The 11,136-nt window shown below is 67.2% G+C and carries 9 protein-coding genes and 1 pseudogene; 5 read left to right on the plus strand and 5 right to left on the minus strand.

All coding sequences use genetic code 11. The features are described 5' to 3' along the window. The first annotated feature begins 314 nt into the window (after positions 1 to 314). The gene (locus GY937_25285) at positions 315 to 491 is read left to right on the plus strand and encodes a hypothetical protein (protein MCP5060030.1); all 177 of its coding nucleotides are present in this window, start codon (positions 315 to 317) and stop codon (positions 489 to 491) included. Here GY937_25285 and GY937_25290 read toward each other — a convergent pair. After that, positions 488 to 1,018 carry a hypothetical protein gene (locus GY937_25290; GenBank protein ID MCP5060031.1) on the minus strand — a complete coding sequence of 177 codons (531 nt, stop codon included), beginning with the start codon at positions 1,016 to 1,018 and terminating at the stop codon, positions 488 to 490. The two genes, GY937_25285 and GY937_25290, sit on opposite strands and share 4 nt — an antisense overlap. Positions 1,019 to 1,083: 65 nt before the next feature. Then, positions 1,084 to 2,331, minus strand: a complete 1,248-nt coding sequence (locus tag GY937_25295; protein ID MCP5060032.1) for a glutamate dehydrogenase — start codon at positions 2,329 to 2,331, stop codon at positions 1,084 to 1,086. A 262-nt stretch (positions 2,332 to 2,593) separates the two neighbouring features. Between GY937_25295 and GY937_25300 the strand changes: the two genes are divergently transcribed. Genes GY937_25300 through GY937_25310 form a run of 3 tightly spaced genes read left to right on the plus strand, consistent with a single transcriptional unit; the run spans position 2,594 to position 7,586 of the window. Next, entirely contained in the window at positions 2,594 to 3,688 is a 1,095-nt protein-coding gene (locus GY937_25300) for an efflux RND transporter periplasmic adaptor subunit (GenBank protein ID MCP5060033.1), read from the plus strand. Positions 3,689 to 3,695: 7 nt separating this feature from the next. Further along, a complete protein-coding gene (locus GY937_25305; GenBank protein MCP5060034.1) occupies positions 3,696 to 6,737 on the plus strand; it encodes an efflux RND transporter permease subunit in 3,042 nt (1,013 codons plus the stop codon). A gap of 15 nt (positions 6,738 to 6,752) precedes the next feature. After that, positions 6,753 to 7,586 (plus strand): universal stress protein, encoded by an 834-nt coding sequence (locus GY937_25310; protein ID MCP5060035.1) that lies wholly within the window; start codon positions 6,753 to 6,755, stop codon positions 7,584 to 7,586. A 9-nt stretch (positions 7,587 to 7,595) separates the two neighbouring features. On the opposite strand, the gene GY937_25315 is transcribed toward GY937_25310, so the two are convergent. The 3 genes from GY937_25315 to GY937_25325 are packed head-to-tail and all read right to left on the minus strand — an operon-like array spanning position 7,596 to position 10,694. Continuing rightward, positions 7,596 to 8,933, minus strand: coding sequence for an OprD family porin (locus GY937_25315; GenBank protein MCP5060036.1), 1,338 nt, complete (start codon positions 8,931 to 8,933; stop codon positions 7,596 to 7,598). Beyond that, positions 8,930 to 9,622: a hypothetical protein gene (locus GY937_25320; protein ID MCP5060037.1), complete on the minus strand. Its 693-nt coding sequence runs from the start codon at positions 9,620 to 9,622 to the stop codon at positions 8,930 to 8,932. Before GY937_25320 ends, GY937_25315 begins: the two co-directional genes overlap by 4 nt. Before the next feature lie 25 nt (positions 9,623 to 9,647). Next, positions 9,648 to 10,694: a hypothetical protein gene (locus GY937_25325; protein MCP5060038.1), complete on the minus strand. Its 1,047-nt coding sequence runs from the start codon at positions 10,692 to 10,694 to the stop codon at positions 9,648 to 9,650. Between the two features lie 353 nt (positions 10,695 to 11,047). On the opposite strand from GY937_25325, the pseudogene GY937_25330 reads away from it, so the two are divergent. Beyond that, positions 11,048 to 11,136 (plus strand): annotated as a pseudogene (locus GY937_25330) (hypothetical protein).

Below are 11,136 nucleotides of genomic sequence, written 5' to 3' on the forward strand. Positions count from 1 at the left end.
CGTCGCCAGGCTCGCTACCGGTTCGGGCGGGCTCACCCCTGGCCGGGCGGGTTTCGCACCCGCTGGACGACGAATCGAAATTTCATGGAGTCATCGCATCTCCTCCAATCCCAATCGACCAGCAGAGCCTGGTCGCACTGATCTACCTACGCGCAGATCTGCTTCGAGAAGAAGGGAGGCAGTGGTAAGCAAGTGAATCACTTCGAATGTTAAGATGATGCTCTTGTATTGGATCAATTGAGGCTGACGTTGAGATGAAAGAGCAATGCACTGCTCCACCCGAAGGCGCCAGCTCATCTAGCCAGCCGAGTCGGATGACATTCATCTGGAACGGACTCCTACTTGCCTGGTTTGTCGTGCTCTGTCTCGTGCCCGACCCCCGTCCCATCGGCGCATCCGAGTTGGCCGTGAATGGTGTGCGATTGCTGGTCGGCGTCTCCGAGCCCGCCTGGAACCCGACCGGGAAGGAAATGAGTCCGGTGCGCGCCTAGATCCAGGGGGGGGTTGCGAAGCTGCGGGCCGCGACGGCCTGTTCGGGATGCAACCCCGCCATCGCACCGATGCGGTCCGCCAGGACACGACCGAAGGCGGGAATCAGGCCGTCGGCGTACGCGAGTTCCCAGGCCAGGCCCATGATGCGCATCCGCTGGTTCGTATCGAATGCATCCCGAACCTGCGCAGCCGCCTCGTGACCGTCGCGATCCGAATCGGTCTCGGCCGCCCGAACGATCATCCAGGCTTGTCGCCGGGTCACCCCGAAGAGATCCTGGATCCCGCGGCGGATCGTGCGACGCTCAGCCTCGATCGAATCCGCATCCCCGTAGGCGGTCGTCGCCAGAAATCGGGCCGTGGCGATCTGGATCCTGCGGGAAACCGGGGTACCCAATCGGGTGCACGCCAGGGGAGCACTGCCAACCCATCGGTTGCGAGCGCGCCCGATCCAACGGCGTGCGACCGCGCCGCCCGGGCGCGGTGCCCTGCTCAGGATTTCCAGCTCGATTCGTTCCTGCTGTGTCACCCGGATACCTCACTCCGCAATTCAGCTTGCGATGGATGCACCAACGCCACGAAGCGGCGCGCTAGCTAGCCCAGGTCGATCTCTTCGCGGATGGCTCGCCGGGACAAGCCCGCTCGACCGACGCGCTGGATCGCCAGGACGAACGCCGCCGTTCGCAGATCGACGTTCTTCTCCTTGGCGACGTCGCGAACGCTCGCGTAGGCTCGACGCATGCTCTTCTCGAGCTCGCTGTTCACGCGGTCGAGCTCCCACCGGAACTGCTGGATGTTCTGCGCCCACTCGAAGTAGCTGACCGTCACACCGCCTGCATTCGCGAGGATGTCCGGGACGATCGTCACACCCGCGTCGGTCAGGATCGCATTCGCGTCCGGGGTCGTCGGCGCGTTCGCGGCTTCGACGATGATCTTCGCCTTGACCTGGGGCGCGTTCTTCTCGTCGATCGAGTCCTCGAGCGCGGCTGGGATCAGGACATCGGCAGGCCAGGCCATGATCTCGGCCCCGTCGAAGGCGTCGCCGCCCCCGAAGCCATGGACCGTTCGGTGCTCGGCCGCCCACGCCACAAGTGCCGGCACGTCGAGGCCGGCATCGTTCGATACGGCGCCCATGTGGTCCGCGACGGCGAGGATCTTGCCACCCCGTTCGGCGATCAGTCGGGCGGCGTGGCTGCCGACGTTGCCGAATCCCTGTAGCGCCACCGTCGTTCCCGAGAGATCCATGCCTCGGTCGCTGAGCGCCTCTTCGAGCGCATACATGACGCCTCGTCCAGTGGCTTCGTCTCGGCCGTCAGAGCCGAACAGGTGCAGGGGCTTGCCGGTGACGACCGCGGGCGAGAAGCCGTAGTGCTTCGAGTACTCGTCCATGATCCAGGCCATGACATCGGCGTTGGTGTTGACGTCGGGCGCCGGGATGTCGATGTTGGGCCCGATGATCTCCTTGCACCGATCGACGAAGTGCCGCGTGACGCGCTCGAGCTCGAAGCGGCTCATCTTGCTGGGGTCGCAGTCGATGCCGCCCTTGGCGCCGCCGAAGGGCACGTCGACGATGGCGGTCTTCCAGGTCATCAGGCTCGCGAGGGCCGTCGCGTGGCCCTCGTCCATCGACGGGTGGTAGCGGAGGCCGCCCTTGCAGGGCCCGCGGTTGCTGTTGTGCTGCGCGCGGTAACCGGTGTAGTGCATCAGCTGGCCGTCGTCGGCCTCTTCGACGATCTCGACCTTCACGACACGATTGGGCGTGAGCAGGATGTCCCGCACCTTCGGAGCCAAATTCAACACATCTGCGGCCTGATTGAAGTAGCGATGAGTGGCTTCGAGCATTTCGTTTCTCCTTCAATCGGATGCGACGGTAGCCTGCCGCCAGATCGATCGCGAACGCCCTCGGGTACTGCACGATCTCTCGCCTGAGACGCGCATCATCGTCTCCGAGCCGCGCAGCGATGTTGTCGCAATGTGGATAGAAATGCCGAAGTCGAATCGTTACGACGTATACTAGGGTGCTGGCTCACCGCCGACGAAATGATCCACTGGGGAGGCGACCAGGCGGCCACCGCCCTCGTCGAGGCTCCGTAGAGAGGAACCGATGATGAAGCTGCGCACCAAGGTGCTCCAAGCGGGCTCGGCCCTGCTGGCCGGGCTCGCCCTGGCCATTCCGGTCGGCTGCGGCGACGAGGCTCCGCCTCCGGCCGAAGTCGTCCGGCCGATCAAGATCCTCGAGATCGGGGGCGGGGGCGAAGGCGCGCGCCGCGAATACCCCGGTACGATCGGGGCCGCCCAGAGTGCCGAGCTCGCCTTCGAGGTGGCCGGCAAGCTCGACGCGTTCCCGGTCGAGGAAGGCCAGGAGGTCGAGACAGGCACCGTCCTCGCGAGCTTGGATGCGCGGGACTACGACGCGCGGCTCGACAAGGCGCAGGCCAAGACGAACCACGCCCGCAGCGAGTACAAGCGCGCCAAGACGCTCTACGACGAGGGCGTCACTCCGGAGGCCGAGCGCGAAAGAAAGCAGCGCCTGCTCGAGATCGCCGAGGCCGACCTTCGCGAGGCGCAGAAGGCCGTCGAGGACACCGTGCTGCGCGCGCCCTTCTCCGGCGCAGTCGCGCGCAAGCTGGTCGAAGACTTCGAGAACGTGCAGGCGAAGCAGCCCGTCGTGCTGCTCGAAGACGATACGAGCCTGGAGATCGTGGTCGACGTGCCCGAGCGGGACATCCTGCAGAGGGGGCAGGACACTGGAGACAACGCGGAGGTAACGCGACGCATCGACCCCATGGTCCTCCTGACCGCGCTGCCGGACCGAAGCTTCCCGGCACGGGTGAAGGAATTCTCGACCAGCGCCGATCCGACCACCCGCACCTTTCAGGTCACACTGGCCTTCGATCCGCCGACCGATACCCGCGTGCTGCCGGGCATGACCGCCAAGGTCACGATCCGCGCACCGGAGGAGCTGGGCTCCGGCCTGAGCCTGCCCGCCAGCTCCGTCCTGGCCGACGAGAACGGAGCGTCCTACGTGTGGGTCGTGGACCCGAGCGCCATGACCGTCAGCCGACGGGCCATCTCCGTGGGCGAGTTGGCCGGCGACCGCGTGAGCGTGACGTCGGGCCTCGCGCCAGGCGATTGGGTGGCCGTCTCCGGCGTCCACCACCTGCGCGAAGGCATGCAGATCTCGCGGGCAGGCGACTGAGGCCAACATGAACTTCGCCGACATCGCCCTGCGCAACCGGACCGTCACCCTCGTGCTGACGGCGGTCATGATCTTCGGGGGGCTCAATGCCTTCCAGAGCCTGTCCCGCCTCGAGGATCCCGAGTTCACCATCAAGGATGCACTCGTCATCACGCCGTACCCGGGAGCCTCCGCCTACGAGGTGGAGAACGAGGTGAGCGACGAGATGGAGCTGGCGGTGCAGCAGCTGGCCCAGCTGAAGGAGGTGACGTCGAAATCCGACCGCGGGCTCTCGACGCTCACCGTCTCGATCAAGGACCAGTACGACAGGGCCCGCCTTCCGCAGGTGTGGGACGAGCTGCGACGAAAGGTCGGCGACGCGCAACGCAACCTCCCGCCCGGCGCGGGCCCATCCCTCGTGATCGACGACTTCGGAGACGTCTACGGCGTGTTCGTCGCCGTCTACGGCCCCGAGTACAACTACGCCGAGCTCAAGGATTTCGTCGAGCTGCTGCGCCGCGAGCTCCTGCTGGTGCAGGACGTGGCCAAGATCGAGCTGTGGGGCGAGCGTACCGAGGCCATCTACGTCGAGCCCTCGAGAGAGCGGATGTCCCAGCTGAACGTTCCGATGGAGGCGGTGATGGCCGAGCTGCGAGCCCGCAACCTGGTGGCCGACGCCGGGCGGGTCGAGGTGGGGCCCGAGTTCATTGCCATCCAGCCGGGTGGCCTGTTCGACTCCGTCGAGGACTTCGAGAACCTGCGGATCAGCGGAGGGGCGAGCGGTTCCCAGATCCGGCTGCGCGACATCGCCTCGGTACGCCGCGGCTACGTCGAGCCGCAGGCCAAGATCCTGCGCTACGACGGCCACGTCGCCATCGGTCTCGGCATTTCGACGCTCTCGGGCGGCAACGTGGTGACGATGGGCGAGCTGGTGAACGCCCGGGCGATCGAGCTACGCGACCAGTGGCCCCTGGGCATCGAAGTCGGCGTGGTTTCGCTCCAGTCGGCGGCAGTGGTCACCGCCATCGAGGGCTTCACCGTCAGTCTGATGCAGGCGGTGGCGATCGTCGTGGTGGTGTTGCTCTTCTTCATGGGCGTGCGAAGCGGTCTGTTGATCGGCTTCATCCTGTTCCTGACCATCACAGGAACCTTCATCTTCCTGGGGCCGATGGGGGTGGCGCTGGAGCGCATCTCGCTCGGCGCGCTGATCATTGCCCTGGGCATGCTCGTCGACAACGCGATCGTCGTGGTGGATGGCATGCTGGTACGCCTGCAGGAAGGTCAGGCCGCCGAGGACGCCGCGCGTGAAGTGGTGAGCCAGACCTCGATGCCGTTGCTCGGGGCCACCGCCGTGGCGATCATGGCCTTTGCCGCGATCGGAACCTCGGACGATTCCACCGGGGAGTACTGCCGTTCGCTCTTCCAGGTGGTGCTGGTCTCCCTGGGGTTGAGCTGGGTGACCGCGGTGACCGTCACTCCCGTGCTCTGCGTGATGTTCCTGAAGGCCCCCGAAGGCGGGGGAGGCGACCCCTATGCCGGCCGTTTCTACGCCGCCTACAGCGCGATCCTGCGCGGCTGCATCCGCATGCGCTGGGTGACCGTGGCCTGTGTGGTCGGCCTGTTCGCCGTCTCCCTCTACGGCTTCGGCTTCGTCGACCGCAGCTTCTTCCCCGACTCGACGCGCCCCCAGTTCATGCTCGATTTCTGGATGCCCCAGGGCACCCACATCGATACCACCAACCAGGCCGTCACTGGGGTGGAGCAGTACCTGCTCGAGCAGGAAAAGATCACCCACGTCTCTTCACTGGTCGGGGCGGGCGGAATGCGCTTCCTGCTCACGTATGCCCCCGAGAAGACGAACTCCTCCTACGCGCAATTCCTGGTGGACGTGGCGCCCGAGGATTACACGGCCATTCCGGGCCTGATCACCGATGCCGAGGCCGCGCTGCGCCTCTCCCATCCGGACGCATTGGTGAACGGCAAGCGCTTTCTGCTGGGACCCGGCGAGGGCGGAAAGATCCAGGTGCGCATGAGCGGGGAGGACCCGAACGAGCTGCGCCGCATCGAGGGCGAGGTGCTCGCCATCCTGGCGGCAGATCCCGCCGCCAAGGGCATCCGCTCGGATTGGGGCGAGCGGGTCAAGGTGCTGAACGTGGACCTGGCCGACGAGGAGGCGAGCCGCGCTGGAATCACCCGTGAAGGCGTGGCGGACGCCGTCAAGGCGGGCTTCGACGGCGTGACCATCGGCGTCTTCCGCGAGGGCGACGAGCTGCTTCCCATCCTGTTTCGCGCGCCGGCGGAGGAACGCGGCGACGTCTCGAGCATCAACGACCGGCAGATCTGGAGCCCAGCCGCCGGTCGCTCGATTCCGCTGCGCCAGGTGGTTTCGGGCTTCGAGACCGGCTTCGAAGACGACATGGTCTGGCGCCGAGACCGCAAGCGCACCATCACCGTGCACGCAGACCCGGCGAGCGGCCCGGCGAGTACGGTGTTCGCGCGAATCCGGCCGCAGATCGAGGCCCTCGAGCTCCCCACCGGCTACGTGATCGAGTGGGGCGGCGAGTACGAGAGCTCCGGCGACGCCCAGGCCGCGCTGGCCGGCTCGATTCCGCTCTTCGTGCTGCTGATGTTCCTGATCGTGGTCGTGCTGTTCAACTCTCTGCGCCAGCCGACGATGATCTTCCTGTGCGTCCCCCTGGCCTTGATCGGCGTCGCGGGCGGCCTGTTGCTTACCGGCCAGCCCTTCGGCTTCATGGCGCTGCTCGGCTTCCTCTCGCTGATGGGCATGCTGATCAAGAACGCGATCGTGCTGATCGACGAGATCGAGCTGCAGAAGCGCGGGGACAAGTCCGAATTCCAGGCCATCATGGATTCTGGCGTCAGCCGCCTGCGGCCAGTGGCGATGGCTGCGGTGACCACGGCACTCGGCATGATCCCGCTGCTACCCGATGCCTTCTTCGTCGCCATGGCCGTGACGATCATCGGCGGCCTGGTGGTGGCCACGGTGCTCACGATGGTGCTCGTGCCCGTGCTCTACGCCATCTTCTTCAGCGTCCCCTCCGAGAGCTAGCCCAGGAGTCAACCGTTGCTGCAACCGCTGCCCGTTCCGTTCGTCGATTCTGTCTTCCACCCCACCGATTTCAGCGAGGCCAGCGACCGCGCGTTTGCCCACGCACTGGTCGTGGCCCTGGTTCGCCAGACCCGCCTGACGATCTTTCACGCCGGAGGCAGCCCCACCGAAGATTGGGAGAAGCTCCCGCCCGTGAGGCGCACGCTCGAACGCTGGGGCCTGCTCGAAGCGGGAAGCCCGCGCTCCGCCGTACTGGACGAGCTCTCGGTCCACGTGTCGAAGGGCCAGGCGGGCGGAAACCCCGCGCGGGCCTGCTTCGCCGAGATTCAGAGGCTGGAGCCGGAGCTCGTCGTCATGGCGACGGAGGGTCGGGATGGCCTCGCGCGTTGGCTGCGCCCGTCCGTCGCCGAGCGCCTGGCGCGGCGCTCGAACACGATGACGCTCTTCGTTCCCGCGAGCGGTCGGGGCTTCGTGGATCCGGCCAACGGAAGCCTGACGCTGCGCCGCATCCTCGTGCCCGTGGACGAACGGCCCGATCCCCAGGGCGCCATCCTGCGCGCCACCCGCGCCGCGGAGGCGATCGGCGAGAGGCCCGTCGAGATCACGCTGCTGCACGTGGGCGGGGAGCCTGCGGTTCCCGCCCTGCCCGAAAGCGACGCCTTTTCGCTCCGCCCCGCCAGCGCCGAGGGCGACGTGGTCGAGGCCATCCTCGCCGCCGCCGAGCAGGCGGACCTGATCGTCATGCCCACCAACGGCCAGGACGGCGTGCTCGACGCCTTCCGCGGTAGCCACACCGAGCGCGTGGTGCGCCGCGCGCCATGTCCGGTGCTCGCCGTGCCCTCGGCCTGAGCCCGTGGCTCAGAGAATCGGGATGTCGTAGTTGACGATCACCCGGACATCGCGTCCGGTGCGGCTCGCACCGCGCTCGTTCAGGGTCGCGAAGCGCAGGCGCAGCCAGAAGTTCTCGAGCAGGCCAGTCTCCGGGCGGTAGTCGAGCGTCGCATCGAGTTCCCAGCGGGTCGGAAGCTCGACCCCGCTGGCAGCGTTCTCGCCGCCCCGCCCGCGGGCGAAGCGCAGGAAGCCGCTCCAGCCGTCGGCACCGACCCGCGCGAAATCGACGTCGAGCCCGAGCCCGAAGGCGCGCTCCCCGGCCCGGTCGAAATCCTCGCGCATCAGCGAGAGGAAGCCCGGCCGGCCGCCCCACGGGCTGCGGATGGCCGCGCCGTGGCCGGTCGAGCCCCCCATCAGCGAGAGCTTCACGCCCCGGTAGGCGAGCTGGCCCTTCAGGCCCAGGTGCTGGGTGCTGAACGAGCCGCCGAGCAAGCGCTCATCGCCGATGCTGCTCTGGTGGGTGAGCTGCCCGCGCAGGATGAGGGAGAGTTCGTTCGCGAACGTGTGGCTCACCTGCGCCTCGCCGTACACGGTGTTCATCAGGTCCCAGGCCACGAGATTCAGCGCACCGATGTAAAAGCCCTCCCGCGGTGCCCAACGCGCGCCCACCACGCTGAGCCCGCGCTCGGCATCGACCCCCGCGGCTTCGGCCATCGAGGCGAACTCTCGCGAGCTGCGTCGCTTCATGTGGCTCACGTGGCCGGCCACGAATCCCACGTTCTCCGCCCGCCGCCGCAAGACGTAGGCCTGGAAGGTATTCGGGATCATTCGGCTGTCCTGGCCGTTCAGATACGGGAGGTCGAGCTTCTGGCGCCAAGCCCGAAAGGAGGTCTGATCGTCCAGGCGCAGATCCGCCCAGGCTTCGCCCAGCACGGTGAGGCCGGTTTGCCGCGGGCGCAGCATGAACAGGCCGTCGCGATCCTGGGGCCCGTAGAGCTTCTGCGAGGTGTGAAGGGTCGCGCCCACCGCGAGGCGTTCCCGAAAGCGGCCGGACTCGAAGGCCAGCCAGCCACCGGTGGCCCATGTCTCGTGGCGCGCGCCGTCCGGGTCGAGGCGCTCGAAGCCGTAGGTGCGCGAGTGCAGATCGAGCCGCGCGTCCTTCCAGAAGGGCGGCGCATCCTTCAGCCACTCCCGCCGTTTTGCCCGGCGTTCTCGAGCGCGCCCCAATGCGTAGGTGAGCGGCGTGGTCGCATGCTCAATGCGCTCCGTCGCCGTGGACTCGGCCTCGACGTAGTCGGTGGCCGGGGCGGCACCCGGAAGCAGGAGCGCGACGACCATCATCCAACGACCCAGACGCCAGCTCACGCGGCCTCCTCCTCGATGTGCTCCTGGGCGAGCTTGGCGATTCGAGCGCGGGCCGCCCCGACGGACAACCGCTCGGGCCTGACGCCGTCGCGGGGGGTTCCCTCCCACGCGATCGTGGTGGCCAGGAGGTTCGAGAGCCCTTCCTGACGAGGGTCTCGATCCGGATGGGCCAAGCAGTGGAGCAGGCCGTTCCGCAGCGCCTGCAGCTCGCCGGTGTCTCCTTGGATCGTCGCGGTCTGCTCCGGCAACACGGCGTCCGTCGTGGGGCAGAGGACCTCAGCCATTGCTGCGAAACGGGCCTTCGGCATCGTCAGGGCGTCGGATCCGCCCAGCCCGGATGAAGCGATGTCCACCCCGCATCCGTCCGGGATCACGAGCAGCCTTTCGTTGGCCGCTGGCACGCCGCAGGCCCGCATGGAGCCGCCCGCGCTCCGCAGAACCAGGAGACCGACCATCCCAGGTGGCGACTCGAGACGCATCGAGAACGCGCGGTTGAACCGATCCGCGTAGAGGTCAGCGAGTGGGGTCATCGTCACGGCCATCTCGCATCGGAAGGGCCCCTTCCCGACCTGCCGCGTCTCCTGCGTCACGCCGCAGCGCCCCATCGTTTCCTCGTTTTCCTCCGCAGACCGGAACACGATCCGGTCCGGCGGCAGATCCGAGGCGAATGCGGTGTAGCTCGAACTCATGGAACCCCCGGGAAACGCAGCCCCCTCAGCCGAGTAGCGAATCGATGAAGCGCTCTACCAGTGCTCCGCCCGCCCACGAGCCGAGCGGGATCAGCGAGTAGAGCAGGATCTTGCGCAACGCTGGCGAGTCGATGGGCCATTCGCCGATGGACTGGACGCGTTCTTCCCAGGCCACCAGTTCGGACACACGAGAGCGCAGGGCGCCTCCCTCGCGGAGCTTCGCGCCCTCCCGGACCAGGGCGTCGCGGCACCAGTCGAGCTCGCTCCGCTTTGCGTCCCGAACGACGCGGAAGACTGGAAGGAGCCAGACCACCAGGCCGATTGCCATGGCCCCCATCGAGACGATCCAGAAGCCGAGCACCAGGGCCCACGAGCCGCTTTCGGCGATGGTCAGCAGGCCGAAGGCCCCGAACAGGATCATGAGCAGCGTGTTGAGCAGCGCCTGACGCGTGAAGGGGCGGAAGGGTCGCAGGTCGGGCAGGTCGACGCGCGAGAGGCGCGATGCGAGCGGTGCCAGGCGGTTCGATTCGACAGACACGGCGAGGATCAAGACGCCGATCCACCAGCCAACCCACGGGACGAGCACCCGGGTCCAGCGCATTTCATGCGGCAGTGCGCTCCATTGCCAGGGATCGATGTGCGCGGGGGTCGTCACGCGCGTCATCAGGAGCACACAGCCGACGCCAGCGAGGCCTGAGAGTCCCAGTGCCAGGGGGTTGTAGTTGCCGATCCGGGCGATCAAGGCGGCGAACTCCGTGTCGGAGCAGCCGAGGTCGCTCCGCAAAGCGCCGAGCGTCCCGCGGTGGCCCCGAAGCAGATAGATGTAGGCGGTGGGCAGGAACGCCGCGAGCAGCATGTTCGCGACCGCTGTGCGGGCCTGAAAGCGCATCATCGTCGCGATCGTGTCCTCGACCTCGAGCAGCAAGAGGTGGCGGCCGAACGCGAGCTCGCTCACGCCGAACGCCAACACGAGCACACCGGCAATCGCCCCTCCCACCGCCCAGGGCGAAAGCGGGAGCGCCCCGTACGCCCGCTCGATCCAGCCGAGCCGCTCGCTCTCGTGCTTGCTCATGAGTCGCATTCTACCCGGAAGTGATGTGCCGGTTGGTGTGCCAACCAAGCGGCACTTGGTAAGAAAGGGCGAAACCCAGCCCGCAACGATCCCGGAAACGGTATTCAAGAGGTCAGGGGTTCGACTCCCCTCAGCTCCACCAGGGTTTTCGCGGGGTTGGCTGGCAGCAGCTGACCCCGCTTTTCGTTGGATGAGCCGGCCGATCACCCGAAATCGAGCCGATGGGCGTTGCGGATCTTGTCCGTCTCACCCTGCCCGACGCCCGCCTCCGCAGCGAACGCCTCCCATCGGCTCGATTTCGGGTGATCGACCGGCATCGGCGCCGCCTCGGTCGTCGTGCCAAGACCGTGACCCTCGACTTCGATCCCACCGTAGACCCCACCTACGGCCAGCAGGCATTCAGCTTCTATCACGGCCACTACCGGACCCATTGCTTTCTTCC

The organism is bacterium (assembly GCA_024228115.1).
Taxonomy (GTDB): Bacteria; Myxococcota_A; UBA9160; order UBA9160; family UBA6930.

Bases quoted from the DNA above. Each gene is read 5' to 3' on its own strand.
- GY937_25295 (MCP5060032.1), bottom strand. From the start codon at position 2,331: ATGCTCGAAGCCACTCATCGCTACTTCAATCAGGCCGCAGATGTGTTG.
- GY937_25300 (MCP5060033.1), top strand. From the start codon at position 2,594: ATGATGAAGCTGCGCACCAAGGTGCTCCAAGCGGGCTCGGCCCTGCTG.
- GY937_25285 (MCP5060030.1), top strand. From the start codon at position 315: ATGACATTCATCTGGAACGGACTCCTACTTGCCTGGTTTGTCGTGCTC.
- GY937_25305 (MCP5060034.1), top strand. From the start codon at position 3,696: ATGAACTTCGCCGACATCGCCCTGCGCAACCGGACCGTCACCCTCGTG.
- GY937_25325 (MCP5060038.1), bottom strand. From the start codon at position 10,694: ATGAGCAAGCACGAGAGCGAGCGGCTCGGCTGGATCGAGCGGGCGTAC.
- GY937_25320 (MCP5060037.1), bottom strand. From the start codon at position 9,622: ATGAGTTCGAGCTACACCGCATTCGCCTCGGATCTGCCGCCGGACCGG.